General features: G+C 69.2%; 17 protein-coding genes. 5 read left to right on the top strand and 12 right to left on the bottom strand.

Features of this window, described 5'->3' with window-relative positions; genetic code table 11:
• Positions 1 to 93: 93 nt before the first annotated feature.
• The 9 genes from Y590_RS26505 to Y590_RS16895 all read right to left on the bottom strand — a co-directional run bounded on the left by Y590_RS26505 (position 94) and on the right by Y590_RS16895 (position 10,358).
• Positions 94 to 1,038, bottom strand: coding sequence for a helix-turn-helix domain containing protein (locus Y590_RS26505; protein ID WP_060770871.1), 945 nt, complete (start codon positions 1,036 to 1,038; stop codon positions 94 to 96).
• Positions 1,039 to 1,257: 219 nt separating this feature from the next.
• The gene (locus tag Y590_RS16930) at positions 1,258 to 2,532 is read right to left on the bottom strand and encodes an acyl-CoA dehydrogenase family protein (protein ID WP_060770870.1); all 1,275 of its coding nucleotides are present in this window, start codon (positions 2,530 to 2,532) and stop codon (positions 1,258 to 1,260) included.
• Positions 2,533 to 2,563: 31 nt separating this feature from the next.
• Positions 2,564 to 3,325, bottom strand: a complete 762-nt coding sequence (locus tag Y590_RS16925; RefSeq protein WP_060770869.1) for an ABC transporter ATP-binding protein — start codon at positions 3,323 to 3,325, stop codon at positions 2,564 to 2,566.
• Positions 3,322 to 4,695 carry an ABC transporter substrate-binding protein gene (locus Y590_RS16920; RefSeq protein ID WP_060770868.1) on the bottom strand — a complete coding sequence of 458 codons (1,374 nt, stop codon included), beginning with the start codon at positions 4,693 to 4,695 and terminating at the stop codon, positions 3,322 to 3,324. Before Y590_RS16920 ends, Y590_RS16925 begins: the two co-directional genes overlap by 4 nt.
• Before the next feature lie 34 nt (positions 4,696 to 4,729).
• Entirely contained in the window at positions 4,730 to 5,773 is a 1,044-nt protein-coding gene (locus Y590_RS16915) for a branched-chain amino acid ABC transporter permease (protein WP_012254729.1), read from the bottom strand.
• A gap of 4 nt (positions 5,774 to 5,777) precedes the next feature.
• Complete coding sequence (locus Y590_RS16910) at positions 5,778 to 6,659, bottom strand: branched-chain amino acid ABC transporter permease (RefSeq protein WP_012254728.1); 882 nt, start codon at positions 6,657 to 6,659, stop codon at positions 5,778 to 5,780.
• A gap of 10 nt (positions 6,660 to 6,669) precedes the next feature.
• Complete coding sequence (locus Y590_RS16905; RefSeq protein ID WP_060770867.1) at positions 6,670 to 7,440, bottom strand: ABC transporter ATP-binding protein; 771 nt, start codon at positions 7,438 to 7,440, stop codon at positions 6,670 to 6,672.
• 5 nt (positions 7,441 to 7,445) lie between these two features.
• A complete protein-coding gene (locus tag Y590_RS16900; RefSeq protein ID WP_056113570.1) occupies positions 7,446 to 8,849 on the bottom strand; it encodes an LLM class flavin-dependent oxidoreductase in 1,404 nt (467 codons plus the stop codon).
• A gap of 54 nt (positions 8,850 to 8,903) precedes the next feature.
• The gene (locus Y590_RS16895; protein WP_060772337.1) at positions 8,904 to 10,358 is read right to left on the bottom strand and encodes a carbohydrate porin; all 1,455 of its coding nucleotides are present in this window, start codon (positions 10,356 to 10,358) and stop codon (positions 8,904 to 8,906) included.
• 671 nt (positions 10,359 to 11,029) lie between these two features.
• On the opposite strand from Y590_RS16895, the gene Y590_RS16890 reads away from it, so the two are divergent.
• From Y590_RS16890 to Y590_RS16870, 5 genes are read left to right on the top strand one after another with little or no spacing between them, the layout of a single operon-like run.
• Entirely contained in the window at positions 11,030 to 11,800 is a 771-nt protein-coding gene (locus tag Y590_RS16890; RefSeq protein ID WP_060770866.1) for an ABC transporter ATP-binding protein, read from the top strand.
• 22 nt (positions 11,801 to 11,822) lie between these two features.
• A complete protein-coding gene (locus Y590_RS16885; protein ID WP_060770865.1) occupies positions 11,823 to 13,049 on the top strand; it encodes an ABC transporter substrate-binding protein in 1,227 nt (408 codons plus the stop codon).
• The gene (locus tag Y590_RS16880) at positions 13,046 to 13,897 is read left to right on the top strand and encodes an ABC transporter permease (RefSeq protein ID WP_060770864.1); all 852 of its coding nucleotides are present in this window, start codon (positions 13,046 to 13,048) and stop codon (positions 13,895 to 13,897) included. The genes Y590_RS16885 and Y590_RS16880 overlap by 4 nt, the downstream gene beginning before the upstream one ends.
• 10 nt (positions 13,898 to 13,907) lie before the next feature.
• Positions 13,908 to 14,465, top strand: a complete 558-nt coding sequence (locus tag Y590_RS16875) for an OsmC family protein (protein WP_060770863.1) — start codon at positions 13,908 to 13,910, stop codon at positions 14,463 to 14,465.
• A 5-nt stretch (positions 14,466 to 14,470) separates the two neighbouring features.
• Complete coding sequence (locus Y590_RS16870; protein ID WP_060770862.1) at positions 14,471 to 15,547, top strand: acyl-CoA dehydrogenase family protein; 1,077 nt, start codon at positions 14,471 to 14,473, stop codon at positions 15,545 to 15,547.
• Between the two features lie 217 nt (positions 15,548 to 15,764).
• Here Y590_RS16870 and Y590_RS16865 read toward each other — a convergent pair whose 3' ends face one another.
• From Y590_RS16865 to Y590_RS16850, 3 genes are all read right to left on the bottom strand, one after another.
• Complete coding sequence (locus Y590_RS16865; RefSeq protein WP_060770861.1) at positions 15,765 to 16,187, bottom strand: phospholipase A2 family protein; 423 nt, start codon at positions 16,185 to 16,187, stop codon at positions 15,765 to 15,767.
• Positions 16,188 to 16,317: 130 nt separating this feature from the next.
• A complete protein-coding gene (locus tag Y590_RS16860) occupies positions 16,318 to 16,581 on the bottom strand; it encodes a hypothetical protein (protein ID WP_060770860.1) in 264 nt (87 codons plus the stop codon).
• Between the two features lie 846 nt (positions 16,582 to 17,427).
• Positions 17,428 to 18,177 carry a Crp/Fnr family transcriptional regulator gene (locus tag Y590_RS16850; RefSeq protein ID WP_060770859.1) on the bottom strand — a complete coding sequence of 250 codons (750 nt, stop codon included), beginning with the start codon at positions 18,175 to 18,177 and terminating at the stop codon, positions 17,428 to 17,430.
• Positions 18,178 to 18,430 lie beyond the last annotated feature (253 nt).

Raw genomic sequence — 18,430 nt, 5'->3', positions numbered from 1 at the left:
GGGACGACAGAAGGGGCCGGCTTCCTCGGGGGAGCCGGCCCTTTTCGTTGGGTCGGCGCAGGCGGCGGGCCGCTCGCGGAAGACGCCGTCGGATCAGGCGGCCGTGCCCGACGAGCGGGCCGGTTCCGCCTCCAGGCTCGCGAGCGCCATGCGATAGGTCATGTCGTGCGAAGCGAGGGTGTCCGCGATGAAACGGTCAACGGCCGCCAGGCCGCGGGGGGTCGGGGCGAGATGCTTGCGTCCCCGGCCGTCATGCGTGAGCAGGCCCCCCGCTTCGGCCGCCGCCAGGATGTTGCGGACATGGGAGCGGGATATCCCGAAGCGCGCCATGATATCGGAGAAATCGCCGTCGCGGATCGTGGCCTCCGCACCCGCCTCCCGCAGCAGGATCACCCGCATCAGGACTTGGAAGCCCTGATACATCTGCAGGAACGGGACGATGTCGCCGTTTCGTGCGATGAACCGGCCGATGACGTCGAACATCCCGACCGAGACCCGGCGCTGGGCCAGATGAAGGGTCGGATCGCGGGACACGGCGGGACCGTATCCGGGGTCCGGATAGAGGTCCTGCAGCACGCCGTAATAGGCTGACAGCAAGACCCGATCCCAGGCCAGGAGCTTGTCCGTCGGCACCAGCAGCCGCAGCCGGCCGTCGGCATCGGGGCGCTCCAGAACGACGTAGTTCGTCTCGACAAGGCGGCCGATGAGATCATCGATCTGCCGCGGGCTCGAGAGCCCGAAGGTCGCTCCCGCCTCCTTGAGCCGCGCCAGCGTCGGCCACGTCGCCCGGTCCGCCGGATCCCAGGCCGCATGGAGGCAGATGATCGCGCTGATGGTCGCGACCCGATAGGCCGCGCTCTGCCAACCTCCGGGGAAGGAGGCGATTTCGTAGCACGCCGTCGTGCCGGCGACGTAGCGCTGGCGCATCGCCGCGAAGTCGGGATGGGCCAGAATCTCGCCGCTCGTCCGGTGGGCGATCTCGGGGATGAAGCGCTGGAACAGCGACGGATCCGGCGGGGAACCACTCGTTTGCGGCATGGGAGATTCGTGATGCGGTTTGGTCGCGGAGTCCGGATCTCCCGTCGCCGCGTCCGCGCCGTGATCGGGCGGCCTGGCAGAGAACCGTCTCCGAGAGACTCGCGGACAACGGCATCGGCCGGGTGCGGTTGCACCGGGATTGGAACGCGTCGCGGATGCCCGCGCAAGCTGCGTCCGAATGCGTAGTGCCCACCCGCACGGGCACCGTGAGCGTGGGCCTCAGGCGCGGGGTTCGGCCACGCGGCCGATCTTCCACTGGAATGGCGGCTCGGTGCCGTTGACCGCGTAATCGCCGACGACCCGGTCCTTGAAGATGCGCGGATTGTGCGAGGCGATCGTGCGGGCGTTGCGCCAGTGGCGGTCGAGCGCGAGGCCGCGGCGTGTGGCCGAGGCGCCGAGCGCGTCGAACAGGATCGTGCCGGCATCGAGCACGAGGCCGGTCAGCACGCTCTGGGCCTGTGCCAGCTCGATCTCCGCCGCCACGTTGATCGTCTGCGCCTCCGCTTCGGACAGGCCGCCGACCCGCGCCTCGTAGGCCCGCTGCACGGCCTGCGCCGCCTGTTGGTTGATCGCTCCGGCAGCGTAGGCGAGGCTGTGAACCCGGCCCACGACTTGAAGCACCTGCGGGTCGGCGCTGGGACGGGCTCCGGCGGCGTGGGAATAGGTGCGCGCCCGTTCGCGCACCGCCTGGGCCACCTCGCCCGCCGCCGCCCGGGCGATGCCGGTCAGCGTCGCCAGATGCACCGCCTGGAAGAAGGCGGGGCCGTAGGGGAAGCGCTCCGCCGTCGGCAGCGGCTCGCCGATGGCGGGGGCATCCGCGAACAGGGCGGTGCCGCTGGCGGTGAGCCGCTGGCCGAACCCGTCCCAATCGTCGATGATCTCGACGCCCGGGGCTTTGGCCGGCACCACCACCGAGGTTTCCTCCCCCGCCTCGCCGGTGCCGACGACGTCGATCCAGTCGGCGAAGAGCGAGCCCGTGGTGTAGTACTTCCTGCCCGTCAGCCCCCAGCCCGCGCCGCTGCGGTGGATGCGGGTCTCGAAGGTGCCGACCGCGGCGGTCCCGGTCTCGGACCACGCGCCGCCGAACAGGTCGCCGGCCGCGAGGCGCTCGATCCAGTGCGTCCGCCGCGGGCCCGCCGGGCTGCCGACGGTGTCCTCGGTGAAGCCGAAATGGTTGCGCAGGGCCTGCGGCAGGTTGGAATCGGCTTGCCCCAGTTCGGCCAGCAACGCGAACAGGTCGGGCAGGCTCGCGCCGAAGCCGCCCTCGTCCTCCGGCACCCGCAGGGCGCCGAAGCGGGCCTCCTTCAGCCAAGCAATCGCCGCGTAGGGCAGATCGCGCTCCCGCTCGCGCGCGAGCGCCCACTCGCGGATGCGGGCGAAGACGGGCCGGAAGCGCGCGGCGAGGGTCTCGTAGCGCGGGCTCGGGGGCGTGCCCCAAGCGGTCCAAGGGGCGGCCAATGGGGCGGCCCAGCGGGTGGCGTCGGGTTCACTCATCGACTGTCTCGTTCGGTAAAGGACAAAGGTCTCAGTGCCGGGTTCCGGCCTCGGCGCCGCCGAGGTAGAGCGCGCCGAGCCGTCCGCTTGCGGCGAGGTCCGCGCTCGAGCCGGAGGCCACCACGCGCCCGCTCTCGAGCACGACGGCGCGGTGGGCATGGTCGAGCACGAGGTTGGCGTTCTGCTCGGCGACGAGGACGCTCATCCCCTCCTCGCGGTTGAGCCGGGCGACGATGGCGAAGATCTCGGCGACGATGATCGGCGCGAGCCCCATGGAAGGTTCGTCGAGGAGCAGCAGCGTCGGGCGGGTCATCAGGGCGCGTCCGATCGCCACCATCTGCTGCTCGCCGCCCGACGTCAGGCCGGCTTTCGCCCCGCGCCGCTGCTTCAGGCGCGGGAACCACGCGTAGATCCGCTCCAGATCATCCGCGAGCTGGCGCCGGCTCGGGCGGCGGAGATAGCCGCCCGTCAGCAGATTCTCCTCCACCGTGAGCTGGCCGAAGACGTGGCGGCCCTCCAGCACCTGCACGATGCCGCGGGCGACGAGGTCGGCCGGGTCGAGGCGCCCGGTCGCCGCGCCCTGCCAGCGGATGGCGCCGCGCCGCAGGCTGCCGCGCTGCGCACCGAGCAGGTTCGAGATCGCCCGCAGGGTCGTGGTCTTGCCGGCGCCGTTGGGGCCGATCAGGGCGACGATCTCGCCCTTGGCCACGCTGAGCGACACGTCGCGCAGGCCCAGGATCGAGGCACCATAGACCGCCTCGATGGATTCGACGTCGAGGAAGGGAGCGCTCATTTCGCGCCCGCCTCCGCCGTGTCCTCGGAGCGGGGCGTGATGCCCTTCTCGCGGGCATAGGCCGCCGCGCGCTCGTAGATCACCGGCAGGAGCAACTCACGGTCGGATTTGACCCAGCCGTTGCTGACGATGTTCCACTTGCCGCCGTCCCATTGCAGCACCTTGCCGGCGCCGCCGCCCTCGTGGTCCTTGATCGAGAGGCGCAGCGGCTGGACGAGGCCGTCCGCGCCGAGTTCCTTCAGGCGGGCCTCGTCGAGCACGAGGTGTTCGAGGCCCCACTGCGTCTCCTCGCCGTTGAGGGGGCGCTTGCCGAAGCGGGCTTGCGCCGTGCGGATCGCCTCGACGGCGATGATCGTCTCGATGACGCCGGAATTGTAGTAGACCGAACCGAAGCTCTTGAGATCCTTCAGGTCGCTCTTGCCCTGATCGATGATCGCCGCCTTGATCTTCTTGAGGATGCCGAACTCGGCCCCGGCCGGGAACGGGGTGATGGCGAGATAGCCCTTGCCGACGCTGCCGGCCGGGCGCACGTCCTCCTCCGACCCCGACCAGATGCCGCCGATGATGTGATCGACGGGAAAGCCCGTCTTGGCCGCGGTCTTGATCGCCACCGGGGTCATCACGCCCCAGCCGCGCAGGAAGACCCAGTCCGGCTTGATCTGGCGGATGCGCGCCCATTGCGCCGACTGGTCGTTGCCGGGATGCGGCACCGCGATCTGGATGTTCTCGAAGCCGTAGGTCTTGGCCAGCAGGTCGAGCGGGACTTGTGTCTCCTTGCCGTAGGGAGAGTCGTGATAGACGGTCGCGATCTTGAGGCCCTTGAGCTTGTCCTTCCCGCCGACCTGCTCGGCGATGTAGTTCACCGCCGAGGAGGCCTCGCTCCAGAAGCTGAACAGCGCGGTGAAGCTGTAGGGGAAGACGCGTCCGTCGATCGCCTCGGTGCGGCCGTAGCCGGTGGTGAGCAGCGGGATCTTGTCGGCGGCGGATTTCTCGGTGAGCGCCTTCGTGATCGGATCGCCATGCGGCAGGAACAGCGGCACCGGCGAGCCGTCACGGCCGCCCTTCAGCCGCTCGTAGCACTCGACGCCCTTCTCGACCGCCCACTCGGTCTCGCACTCCTCCCAGGTCAGCTTGACGCCGTTGATGCCGCCCTCGACCTCGTTGAGGTAGCGCAGGTAGTCGATGGTCCCGCCCCAGACCGGCGTGCCGGACGAGGCGTAGGCGCCGACCCGGTAGGTCGCGAGGGGAATGTATTGCTTGGTCGCTTGAGCACCGACTTCTTGCGCGAAGGCGGTGGGCGCGAGGCCTGGAGCGGCGGTCAGGCTTGCGGCGATGGCGACGGCGCGCAGGGCGCGGGACAGGCGTGGCATCGTTCGGTTCTCCGGGACGGTTCTGGGAAAGGGATCAGCGGGCGGGGCGGCGCAGGCGGCCGAGCAGCGCGGCCAGCCCGTTCGGCTCCTTGATCAGGAAGCCGATGATGAGCGCGCCGAAGAGGATGCGCTGGAGGTTCGAGAGCTGGCCGCCGTCGAGGCTGCCACCGAGGAACGCGTTCGACAGGTGGGTGAGCAGGATCGGCGTCAGCACGATGAAGGCGGCGCCGATGAAGCTGCCGGACAGGCTGCTCAAGCCGCCGATGATGATGATGAACATCGCCTGGAACGAGCGGTCGAGATCGAAGCTGCGGGCATCGACCGTGCCGAGATAGGCAAACGCCCACAGCGCCCCGGCCACACCGCTCACCGCGGCCCCGACGAAGAAGGCCGAGAGCTTGGCCCGCGCCACCGGCACGCCGATCACCGCCGCCGCGGTCTCGCCGTCGCGCACCGCCCGCCAGTTGCGGCCGGTCTGGCTTCCGACGAGGCGCCACGCCAGCACCGTGACGACGGTGACGCTGGTCAGCGTCAAGGCGTAGCGTCCGGCCGGGCTCGACAGGTCGTAGCCGAGGAACACGAGGCGCGGGGCCGAGATCGCGCTGGACGAGGCGTAGTTCGAGAACCAGCCGACCTGATTGAAGACCCATTCGATCAGGAACTGCGCCGCCAGCGTCGGCGCGATCAGGTAGAAGCCCTTGATGCGGAGCGAGGGCAGACCGACGACGAGCCCGACCGCCCCGGCGATGAGGCCCCCGCCCGCGAGGCTGACCGGCAGCGGCAGTTCGGGCAGGCGCAGCAGCAGGTTGTAGGTGGCGTAGGCCCCCACCGCCATGAAGGCGCCGGTGCCGAGCGAGGCTTGGCCCGCATAGCCCATGGTCAGGTTCAGGCCGAGCCCGGCCAAAGCCATGATCAGGAACGGGATCAGGATCGCGTTGTACCAATAATCGGTGGCGGTGAGCGGGATCGCCACGAAGGCGACCGCGAGCAGAAGGGCGAGGCCGGCGGCGCGCACGGGAAGAGCGGGCAGCGCGGGGCGCCGGACGGGCGCGAGGGCGGCAGCGAGGGCAGGAGGCATCGGGTCAGACTCTCTCGATGGCGCGTTCGCCGAACAGTCCGGCCGGGCGCACCAGCAGGAAGGCGACGGCGAGCCCGTAGGCGAACCAGGTGGAGACGGAGCCGCCCAGCAGCGGCCCGAGATAGATCTCGGCGAGCGCGTCGGCCGCGCCGACGATGAGGCCGCCGACGACGGCGCCGGTGATCGAGGTGAAGCCGCCGATGATGAGCACCGGGAGCGCTTTCAGCACCACGAAGGTGAGGGAGAACTGCACCCCCTGGCGCGCGCCCCAGAGCAGGCCCGCCACCAGCGCCACGAAGCCCGCCACCGCCCAGACCGTGGCCCAGAGCACGGGGAGCCGGATGCCGATGGAGAGCGCCGCCTGCGGATCGTCGGCCACCGCGCGCAGCGAGACGCCGACGCGGGTGCGCTCGAAGAACAGCCACAGGGCGATCACCAGGGCGCCGGCACTCGCCGCCGCCACGAGATCGAAGGAGCTGAGCTGGATCGGGCCGATCGCCACCGGCAGGTCGCTGATGCCGAGGTCGAGTTCGTGGACGCTTGCGCCCATCACGAACTGCGAGCCGCCCTCGATGATGTAGGACAGGCCCAGCGTCGCCATGAACAGCGTGATCTGCGAGCGGTTCACGAGAGGCCGCAGCACGATCCGCTCGACGGCGACCGCCAGCGTCACCATGATCGCCAGCGTGATCAGGCCGGCGAGCCAGAACGGCACGTCGCGCTCGGTCAGCGTCACGAAGGTGAGCGCGGCGCAGAGCACCATCGCCCCTTGCGCGAAGTTGAACACGCCCGACGCCTTGTAGATCAGCACGAAGCCGATCGCGACGAGGGCATACATCACGCCGGCGAGCAGGCCGCCCGCGAGCGTTTCCAGAAAGAAGCTCATGGATCGGCCCTCAATGCGGCTTGCCGAGATAGGCCGCGATCACGGCCGGGTCGTTGCGCACGGCGTCCGGCGGCCCGTCGCCGACCTTGCGGCCGTAATCGAGCACCACGACGTGGTCGGACAGGCTCATGACGACGCCGATATCGTGCTCGATCAGCACGATGGTGGTGCCGAATTCATCGCGCGCCGCCGCGATGAAGCGGGCCATGGCGCGCTTCTCCTCGCCGTTCATGCCGGCCATCGGCTCGTCGAGCAGCAGTAGCGTGGGCCGCGCCACCAGGGCGCGGGCGAGATCGACCCGCTTCTGGATGCCGTAGGGGAGCGTCGCGACGATGCGGTCGCGGTAGGGGGTGAGTTCGAGGAAACTCAGCGTCTCGTCCGCGGCTGCCCGGAAGCGGCGCGCCTCGGCGGCGTCCCGGGGGAGCCCCAGCGCGTGCTCGATCAGGGTGGTGCGGCTGTGGCGCGCGAGCCCGGCCAGCACGTTGTCGAGGACGCTGAGGCCGGAGAACAGGGCCGCGTGCTGGAAGGTGCGCCCGATCCCCCGCCGGGCCGCCTCCCCCGGCCGGATCGAGCGCAGCCGCTTCCCCTCGAAGGCGACATGGCCGGACTGAGCCCGGTAGACGCCGTTGAGGATGTTGAGCGCCGAGGATTTGCCCGCCCCGTTCGGGCCGATGAGGGCGCAGATCTCGCCGCGCTCGACCGAGAAGCTCAAAGCATTGATCGCCTTGAGGCCCTTGAATGAGAGCGAGACGTCGGAGAGTTCGAGGATCGGGTCGGCCATCGCTCTCACTCCGCCGCTTCGAGGCGGTTGGCCTCGCGCGCTTTCACCGCCTCGATGTCGCGGTAGCCATGGGCCGGGTGTGTCTCCGGCAAGAGCGGCCCGCGCCCGAACAGCTTTTCGCGCAAGGTTCCGGGGCGGTAGCTCTTGGGGTAGACGCCGCGGCGCTGAAGTTCGGGGACCAGCAGGTTGACCGTGTCCTCGAAGGTCTCCGGCGTCACCGCGTAGGCGAGGTTGAAGCCGTCGACGTCGGTCTCCTCGACCCATTCCTGGAGGATGTCGGCCACCGTCGCAGCCGAGCCGACGAAGACCGGCCCGATCCCGCCGATGCCGCCCCAGCGGGCGAGTTCCGCGATCGACCACGGCTTCTCGGCCGAGGAAAAACTCTCGACCATCGAGACGATGGCGTTGGTCTCGACCTTCTTGACCAAGTCGGTCGGCGCGTACTGGCCGAAATCGATCCCGCTCCAGCCCGACATGAAGACCAGCGCGCCGTCATACGACGTATAGGACTGGTATTCCTCGAACTTCTTCTGCGCGGCCTCGTCGGTCTCGGCGACGATCACCGTGGTGAGATTGTAGATCAGCACGTCGCGGGCGGAGCGGCCGGCGGCGACGGCTTTTGCCCGCACGTCGGCGACATAGGCCTTGAGCATGGATTTGAGCGGCGCGCCGACGAAGACGCATTCGGCATGACCCGCCGCAAACGCCTTGCCGGGCCCGGAGGCGCCGGCCTGATAGAGTACCGGGGTGCGCTGGGGCGAGGGCTCGCAGAGATGGTAGCCCGGCACGGTGAAGTGCCGGCCGCGATGGTCGATCTCGTGCACCTTCGACGGATCGGTGAAGATCCGCCGCTCGCGGTCGCGCAGGACGGCGCCAGGTTCCCAGCTTCCCTCGAACAGCTTGTAGAGCACCTCGACATATTCGGCGGCGACCTCGTAGCGGTTGTCGTGGCGCGCGAGCCCCGACTGGCCGACGTTCTTGGCCCCGCTCTCCAGATACGAGGTGACGATGTTCCAGCCGACGCGGCCCTTGGTGTGGTGGTCGGCGGTCGAGAGGCGGCGGGCGAAGGTGTAGGGGTGCTCGAACGAGGTCGAGGCGGTGATGCCGATGCCGAGATGCTCGGTGGCCAGCGCGATGGGTGCGGCGAGCTGGAGCGGATCGTTGACCGGGATCTGCGCCGCCTGTTGCAGGGCGTGCCAGTTCGAGCCCTTGTAGACGTCGTAGTAGCCGACGACGTCGGCGATGAAGATCCCGTCGAAGATGCCCCGCTCCAGCGTGCGGGCGAGATCCTGCCAGTATTCGAGATCCTTGTACTGCCACGAGCGGTCGCGCGGATGGGCCCACAGGCCCGGCGACTGGTGGCCGACGCAGTTCATGTCGAAGGCGTTGAAGCGGATTTGGCGCGTCATGAGGCTTCGTCCGTTGAGGGGCTTCGGGCGGCGCGGCGGGAATGCTCGGGGGGCTCAGCCCGGGGCGAGGCCGAGCAACTGGCCGAGCGGGACGATCAGCGTGGCGCCGACGTAGAAGCCGTCCTTGGTGCGGTTGGGCGTGAACGGGTTCCAGTACGAATTGCCGTTGACGAGGTACTGGACCACCGGCTCGAAGAAGATGTTCTTGCCGAGCGCCAGATGCGCGTTGGCCTCGAAGATAAGCTTGTCGCGGGAATAGATTTCGCCGCTGCCGCCGGAGATGAAGTTCGCGTCACCGAGGAACTGGGCGTAGTCGGCGGAGATGCGCTGCCAGTTGAGCTTGACGCCGTAGCGGTCGTGCGGCCGGCTCTGGTCGGGCGCCTGGAGGGTCAGGCCGGCGAACGCGTTCCAGCGGATCGGCACCGTCGGGTCGGGCGCGTAGGCGAGGCTGGTATAGGCCTGGAGCGAGGTCGGGTTGAGGTTGCCCGCCTCCGCCCCGCCATCGGCGCGCCAGAACACTTGGCTTCCGGTGAGGATCACGCCGGAGGTGCCGGAGCGCAGCCGCACCGGATCGCCGGGATTGAGCCCCTTCGAGGTGCCGAAGACCGTCCTGAGGTTATCCTCGTGGTCGGCGGTATTATAGAAGCCGGTCAGCGCGACGCGGCTCGGATAGGGATCGGTGACGAAGGTCGTGGCGTGGCCGATCTCGGCCAGCGTCACGACGCCGTCGAGCGGTTCGTGGCCGAAGTCCCAGCCCGAGGTGAAGTTCGCGCGGCCCGTCACCGCGAAGGCGCCGGCCTGGATGTAGTCGTCCGGGGAGGTCTTGTAGGCGACGTTGGCGCCCCAGACCCCGTAGAGCGGCGAGGACAGGCCCGCATTGATCTGCAGGATGTCCTGGAAGCAGCTCACGCTCGATTGGCAGGGCGGCAGCGCGTAGTAGCGGTTCGGATGGGTGCGCCCGACCTCGATGGCGAGGCGGTCGTCGAGCAGCCGCTGCTCGTAGGTGAGGATCGAGAGGCGGGCGAAGTCGCGGTTGAAGGTCGGCTGGTAGCCGATCGTGGTGTCGCCGATATCGGCGCCCATGTTGCGGTTGTTCCAGCGCAGGCCGAAGAAGGTCTGGGTGATGTGGAACCAGCCGCCGGGGACACCCGCCAGCTTGTCCAGATCTGCATCGAGGCTCAGCAGATAATAGGCCGAGTTCGAGAGTTGTCCGGGCCGCAGGCCCGCGCTCGGGTTCGAGAAGAAGAAGTCGTAGACGTTGACGTCGAAGCTGAGGCCCGCGAGCGCCAGCGAGGCAGCGTAGGGCGCGAGCGGCCCGTGCCACTTCACCTTGCCGTCCGGCGCGACGCCGATCGCCTCCGGATTGGTGCGGGGGCCGGCCTCCCCGGTGAAGCTCTCGACCGCGCTCGGCGATTGCGCCAGGGCCGGCGTCTCGAGGAGCGGCAGGGCACAGGCGAAGCCGGCGCCGAGCAGCAGGAGGCGGGCCGGCGGGGACAGGACGTTGGGCATCGGGCTCGTCTTCAGGCAGTCGCGCACGGGTCATCGGACCGGCGCGGACGCAGGCACGTGAGGCGGATCGGGGGGATGCGTCGGCTCGCTTGATGCGAGACCTCGGCGGGGTGGCCGGTCTGGGAGGATGTCGGTCCGCCCGCTTTGCCGGCGCGTCATCGAGAGCCCGACGAAGATCTTCTTGTCTTCGTTTGATGCTCTTCGATTGCGGTCTGATATTCCGCAATGGAAACTGGTGCGTCAATGAAAGCGATTGCCCTTTTTCAGCGCGATGCTGGGACAAGATTTTCCCTTTTGCGCCGGAAAAGGGAGGCCGGCGTATCGGTGCCGTTGAAGGCACGTGTGGATCGCTGATCGGCGAAGCAAAACGCTTCCACGTTGCAGCGGAGCGCCGAAGGGGACGGACTCGGGACGATGTCAGCCCTGACAAACCTCACGGGCCAAGGCTCAATGCCGACGCGCCTTAGGATCGAGCGAAGCCCGGACGGCTGACGGGCAAGAATAATCCTCCCACAACGGGCGGTTCGTGGAGAAATATCATGCAAATTCGTGCAAATATTTGAATATTACACTCATTGATCTTGAGGGGGTCGGTCGGTCATCTTGGCCGCGTGCCGCTCTACGACACGGTCGACCTTCAAGGCCGGTCCTGTCCGATTTGTTCAGGTTCGATGTCGCGTTCCGTTCCCCGTCTCGCCCTCGCGGCCGTCGCCTATCGCTACGGCCCGAGCCCGGTGCTCGACCGCATCGATCTCGAAGTCGCGGCGGGCGAGCGCATCGGCATCCTCGGCCGCTCCGGCGTCGGGAAATCGACCCTCTTGCAGATCATGGCCGGGCTCGTCGCGCCCTCCGCCGGCAGCGTGCGGCTCGATGGCATTCCCTCGCGCAGGCCGGTGCCGGGCTGTACGGTGATGTTCCAGCGCCCTGCCCTGCTGCCTTGGGCGAGCGTGCTCGACAACGTGCTTCTGCCCGCCCGCCTCTCGGGGCGCCTCGGCCGCGACCGCGCGGCCCGCGAGGCGGAGGCGCGCCGCCTCCTCGACGATCTCGGCCTCCGCGAACGCGCGGACGCCAAGCCGCACCAACTCTCGGGCGGTCAGCAGCAGCGGGTGGCGCTCGCCCGGGCGCTGGCGAGCGAGCCCTCGATCCTGCTTCTCGACGAACCGTTCTCGGCGCTCGACCCCGAGATGCGGGCGAGCCTGCGCGCCGACGTGCTGCGGCTCGCCCGGGCCCGCGACCTGACGCTGATCGTCGTCACCCACGACCTTGCCGACGTCGCCGCCCTGGCGGCGCGGGCCGTGGTGCTCGACGGGCGCCCGGCCCGCATCGCCGCCGACTTCTCCCTCGGTGACGATGCGGAGGCGGAGCTGCGCCGCCGTCTCGGCTCCGTGGCCCGCGACTCCGTTGCCCACGACCGGTCCGGCATCACCGGCCGCGCCGCCTGATCCTTCCTCTCCGAGACCGCAGATGACCGCGCCCGACGACCTCTCCGCCCTCTGGACGCATGAATGGGCCCGCGCCGACTGGACGCGCCGCAACACCCTCGACGCGTTGGCTCGCGGCGGCCTCGCCGCCCTGCTGAGCGGCGGCGGGCTCGCCCTGTCGGGCCGCGCGGTCCATGCCGCCGAGGACGACACCGTGCGCATCGGCTACCTGCCGATCACCGACGCGACCGCGCTGCTAGTGGCCCATGCCAAGGGCTATTTCGAGGAGGCGGGCCTGAAGGTCGCCGAGCCGACGCCCGTGCGCTCGTGGTCGGCGCTGGTCGAGGGGTTCGCCGCGGGCAAGTTCAATCTCGCCCACCTGCTCAAGCCCATCCCGGTCTGGATGCGCTACAACAACAAGTTCCCGGTCAAGATCCTGGCCTGGGCGCACACCAACGGCTCGGGCATCGTCGTCGGGGGAAAAAGCGGGATCGAGGACTTCAAGGGACTGGCGGGCAAGCGCGTCGCGGTGCCGTATTGGTACTCGATGCACAACGTCGTGCTGCAATACGCGCTGCGCGAATCCGGGGTGACGCCGGTGATCCGGGGCGAGGCCGGCCCGAACGAGTGCGCGCTTCAGATCCTGGCGCCGCCCGAGATGCCGGCGGCGCTGGCAGCCGGCAAGATCGACGGCTACATCGTCGCCGAGCCGTTCAATGCGCTCGGCGAGATCAAGGCCGGCGCGCGGATGCTGCGCTTCACCGGCGACATCTGGAGGAACCATCCCTGCTGCGTCGTGGTCGCGCACGAGAGCCAGATCGCGGCCAAGCCCGAATGGGCGGGCAAGGCGGTCGATGCCATCGTCCGGGCCCAGGCCTATTGCGTGAAGAACCGCGAGGAGGTCGCCCGCCTGATCTCGAAGGAGGGCCGCGGCTACCTGCCGATGCCCGCCGACGTCGTGATCAAGGCGACCACCGATTACGGCCCGGCCTACGAGGCGAGCGGCGCGATCCGCCACCGCGACTGGGCGGCGCAACGCATCGACTTCCAGCCCTGGCCCTACCCGTCGGCGACGAAGCTGATCGTCGAGGCGATGGGCAACACGGTGGTCGAGGGCGATGCCGGCTTCCTCAAAGGGCTCGACCCGGATTTCGTCGCGCGCGACCTCGTCGACGACCGCTTCGTGCGGGCCTCGCTCAAGCGCTATCCCGAATGGCCGGGCGCGGCGGATGACGCCGCGCTCACCCGCCAGGAGACCTTGAGCCTGTGAGCGGCGGCGTGATCGAGGCGGCGCTCGCCGTCGAGCGGCAGGTCGCGGCGCCGCGCCGGGCCGGGATCGGGGCGAGGTTCGGGGCCTCTGCTCTCGATCGGCTGGCCCCGCTCGTCGGCCTCGCGGGGCTGCTCGCCCTGTGGTTCGCGGGTGGCTTGGTTCTGGAAAGCGTGCCGGCCTACGCCGCCTTCGCCGGTTTCGCGCCGGGACCCGCGCTGGCCTCGTTCGTCGAACTCCTGACCTCCGGCGAGGCGTGGCGGGCCGCGGCGCCGAGTCTGGCCCGGATCGGACAGGGCCTCGCCGTCGCTTTCGGGCTCGGTGCGCCGCTCGGGCTGCTGATCGGCTCGGTCCCGCTCGCCGAGCGCATCCTGCAGCCGCCGTTCCAGCTCCTGCGGATGATCTCGCCGCTGGCCTGGATGCCGGTTGCGGTGCTCGCCTTCCCGAGCTGGGACGGGGCCATCGTCTTCCTGATCGCGGCGGCCGCGATCTGGCCGATCCTGTTTTCCACCGCCGCCGGGGTGAAGCGGGTCGATCCGGTCTGGCTCGCCATGGCGCGCAACCTCGGCGCGGGCCGGCTCGCGGCTCTGCGCGCGGTCATCGTCCCGGCGGTGCTGCAGGACATCCTCACCGGCCTGCGGCTCGCGCTGGGTGTTGCCTGGATCGTGCTGGTCCCGGCCGAGTATCTCGGGGTCACGAGCGGGCTCGGCTATGCCATCAACGACGCCCGCGACACCCTCTCCTATGACCGGCTCGCCGCCCTCGTCCTGCTGATCGGCCTGATCGGATACGCCCTCGACACCGGTCTCGGGCGGCTGGCCGCCCGCGCCCGCTGGATTCCCGCAACGTGAGGAAACAACAATGACCGCGACCGCCCCGAGAGAAATCGTCCAGACCTTCGAGAAGGTGTTCGAGCCGATCGACCGTGAGCGGCTGCACGCCCTCTCCGAGAAGGGCCGGGCCGATCCGAGCGTGGTGAAGACCGTGCGCGCCCGCACCGTCGCCGAGGGGCGCCGCTTCCGCCATCTCAACTACATCCGCAATCTCGATGCCCACATCGTCGACGAGCCGCCGGCCCTGCTCGGCGACGACACCGCCCCGAACCCGACCGAAGCCCTGCTCGCCGCGCTCGGCACCTGCGTCGCGGTCGGGCTCCAGGCCAACGCCATCGCCCGCGGCTGGACCGTCAGGGGGATCGAGGTCGAGTCGGAGGGCGACATCAACATCACCTCGGTCTGGGGCACCGGCGACCTCTCGGAGAAGCCGGTCGGGCTCACCGCCGTGCGGCTCAAGGTGCATCTCGACGTCGAGGGCGCGAGCGCGGCCGAACTCGACGAACTCGTGGCCCATGCCGGGCAGTGGTCGCCGGTGCTCAACACGGTGAAGAACCCAGTCGCCGTCACCCTGGCGCGGGCCTGACGCCGGTGGCCGCCAGCGCCCGCATCGCGGAATCCCTCCCGCCCGACCTCGCCGGGATCGTGCGCGAGACCTTGCGCCCGCGCCTCCGCGCGATCGACGCCGGGGAATATCCCGCCGACATCCTGCGGGCGCTGGGGGCGGCCGGCGCCTATCGGCACCATGCCGACGGCACGGCCGTAGGGCTTCTCGCCGCCATCGACGCGATGACGGAGGCGGGGCAGGCCTGCCTCTCCACCGCCTTCTGCATGTGGTGCCAGGATGCCTTGGTCTGGTACCTCGCCCGCGGCGACGAAGACGGCCCGCGCCGCCATCTCGCCGGGCTCGCCTCGGGCGCGGCGCTCGGCGGCACCGGGCTGTCGAACCCGATGAAGGCGTTCTCCGGCATCGAGCCGCTGGCGCTCCAGGGCGAGCGTGCGGGCGACGGCTACCGGGTGCGCGGGCGCCTGCCCTGGGTGTCGAACCTCGGCCCCGGCCAGCGTTTCGCCGGCATCCTCTCGCTACCCGACGGGCGGCGGGTGATGGGGCTGTTCGAGGCCGGCGCCGATTCTGTCTCGATCGCGGCCAATGCCCGTTTCGTCGCGCTCGAAGGCACCGGCACCTATACGGTGATGATCCGCGACGCGTTCCTGTCCGATGCCGACGTGATCACGCACGATGCCGCCGCCTTCGTGCCGCGCATCCGCAACGGCTTCGTTCTGCTCCAGACCGGGATGGGGCTCGGGCTCGCCCGAGGGGTCGCGGCGCTGATGCGCGAGGATGCCCGTGGACGCGCCAACGCCGCGTTCCTGCCGCTCGGGCCGGACGCGATCGAGGCGCGGGCGGACGCTCTGCGCGCGCGCGTCACCGCCGCGGCACGAGCGCATGCCGAGACCGACCGCGCGACCTTCCTCGAGACCCTGCGTCTGCGCCTCGACGTGTCGTGGTTGGCTCTCGAAGCGGCGCAGGCCGCCATGCTCCAGGCGGGCGCGCGCGGCTACCTGGAGGGCGCGGAGACGTTTCGGCGGCTGCGTGAGGCGCAGTTCGTGGCGATCGTCACGCCGTCGGTAAAGCACATCACGACGGAACTCGCGCGGGGCGGCTGACACGGTTTGATCGCGCGATGGGAGCGGCAACCGTGTCAGCAAGACCCCGCGGCGCTCGAGCGAAGCCGGCATCCGCCATCCCGGAGCGGGCAATCGGATGTCGTATGAGAGGCTTCACGAACCGTCCGCTGCTCAGGTCCGCTCGTTCTGCGGAATGCGACGGCGAAGCGGAGGTTGCTTGAGCGGCGAGGCGGGAAGCCCGCCCAGCCGGCGCAGCCTATTCCGGGAGCAGGTCCGCGTCGGGCGGGCTCTCGATCTCGACGGCCTCGGGAGCGGCAACGGCGGGAGCGCGCGGTCGGGATGGCGGGGCGGAGGGCATCATCGCCGCGCCCGAGGCGACCAGCCCGGCCATCATCCGCAGGTCCGGCGGCTGGCGCGGATCGTCGGCCACGCGCTCGGCATCCGCTTGCAGCCTAAGGTTGCATGACTTCGGGGCCAGCGCACCGTCCGGCGTGCAGGCGTCGTGGCGGGCGCAAGCTGCATCCAGCGCATCGACGGGTGCCGCCGGGCCATTGTTGCCGGGCCCGCAGTAATTGCCGTGCAGCAGCATCGGCGAGCCCTCGACCGCCGAAGCGGTCGGGCTGAACGCGGGCACCGTCAGGGTGGTGACCAGAAGGAGGGGGAGCAGCGAACGGTTCATCGGGAGCCGTATCTCCTGTCGTCGATCGAAGTCAGGCGCGGGGGCAATCCCGGCGCCGTTGGGCCGCCATGCGTGCATGACGGTCCGAGGGAAGTTGGAGAGCGGGTGGTCGACCGGCGCTCCCCGATCCTCAGCGGAGGCTCGCCGAGCGTCGGCCGGCCGAGGAGGCGGTCCCTTCGTCGAAGGCGGCCCGGCATCCGGGGCTCAGGCTCGCCCGTTGCGCCTTCATGCAACTCACGATGCGACCACGATCGGGAATCGATGTCAGACACAGCCGCATGACATCGTTGCGGCACAGCGCAGCCTGCTCCTCCTCGCCGGCCCGCACGCTGGAAGTGCCGGCGGCCGAGAAGGCGATCAGAGCCAGCATCGTGCGGGTTCCGATCTTCACCATCGAACATCTCCTGTCTCATGCCGGCCGGGCATCCATGCTCGGCTAAGGTCCGACGATGAACGCCACACCTGACGGCTCGTTCCGTCAGCCTGCGGGCCGGCCGGCTCGATGACCGTCCGGCGCCGTATCGCGACCGAGACGATCGGAGGCGTTTCGATGTCCATCGCGCGACGGTGCCCCGCCGTGATGATAAATGGCAAAATACATCTTCAATTCTGGAAATGTAATCATAATATAATAAAAAAATAACGCAGTTAAATATTTCTTAGCATCATTGTCTGTGAAGTTTACGATGAAATTTCTATCGGAAGGTCATATATTTCGAAATATCACAACGCTTGCTTCGCATCGCTTCTGCTGATCGTTAGCCTCGGCGCCGCCTCCGCGCAGGAGAGGTCCGGCCAGGGCGCATCCAAGCCGTCGACACCCGCCGGCACATCTCGAGCCGGGACGGCGGGCGAGAGATGCAGAAGGGCGGGGCGATGAAGGCGGGAGAGATGGGCGGCGGCTCGGGCAATACGGGCGTGCCGGGGGCGTCCCCCGCCACAGAGGGTAACAAGAACCAGGATTCCCGGACCACGAAGACGCACGACCGCTAGAGCATCGTGCTGGAAATCAAATCCAGGATGATGGTCTATCCTCTTGTTTTCGCATCATCTTTTTCCGAAAGCCGGAGGCCACCTTTCGGGATGATGCTCTAGAGCGCATTCCGACGAAGTGGTCACCGGTTCGTCGAAAGAATGCACGTCAAAACAAGGGGATAGAGCCGTATCCTCCATTCCGGCCAAGCCGGGAACCGCTCGCGAGCGTGTTGCAGCCGGAGCGGTTCCCGGTCTCTCTCCGGCCTTACGCGGCGGTTCGCGTTTCCCAATTCAGGTAATTCGATCGGAACTCGGCCAACTCGACGAGGCGCGGCAGGTCGCAGAGCGTCACGCGCTTGCCCTTGCGCTCGATCAGCCCTGCGCGCTTGAGTTCGCCCAATGAGCGGTTCACGTGAACACTGGTCATGCCGGTGGTGTCGGCAAGGTCGATTTGCGTGATCGGTAGGTCGAAGCTGTTGCCGCTCGCCAGCCCCACCGCCCGCAGGCGCACGAGCAATTCGCAGAGCAGGTGCGCAAGGCGCTCCACGGCCGAGCGGCGGCCGATGTTCATCAGCCACTCGCGGAGGGTCGCCTCTTCGACAAGGGCCACCTTGCGCAGGCTGCGGGCGAGAGCCGGGCGTTGACGCAACTCCCGCCCGGCCTCGGGACCGATCCGTGCGACGCGGCAGCCGGAGAGCGTGCCGATGGTGTGATCGATCCGGTTCAGGACCGAGGTGTCGAAGTCGCAGATATCCCCCGGGATGAGGTAGGCCGCGATCTGACGCGCACCGTTCGCCCGCAGCTTGTAGCGGCAGGCGAAGCCTTCCGTGACCGCGATCATGCCCTCGGGCCGGTCACCCTCGCAGATCAGGTCCGTGCCGGCCGGAATCAGCCGTGTCCCCGCCTCGACGATCGCCAGGGCGGCCGTGTCCGCTTCTTCCAGCTTGCCGAAGCCTTGCAGCTTGCGCAGCAAGGGCCCGCTCACCGCCGTTCCGCTACCCGCTAAGACCTTCATCCGGCCCGTTCCGCCCGCGCCGCCCGTTTCCCCGCCGGAGGGACGACGTCGCGCTGCCAGGCCGGTTTGGTCCGGCACGGCGCGTTCGTGACTTCGGTGGACGGGCCGGATGCATCCGCGCGCCCGGCGCAGACGAGGAACGGCACGCCGCGTCGGCGAAAGGGCCGTGCCCGTCGCGGGCCATCATGGCCCGCCGTCGCGAGATCGAGCGCCGCCCGAGCGAGATTCCGGTTCATGCTCGCTTTCGAAACGT

Origin of the sequence: Methylobacterium sp. AMS5 (genome assembly GCF_001542815.1) — a bacterium.
In the GTDB taxonomy this organism is placed as follows: Bacteria; Pseudomonadota; Alphaproteobacteria; order Rhizobiales; family Beijerinckiaceae; genus Methylobacterium.
This window is presented reverse-complemented; position numbering and strand designations above follow the sequence as displayed.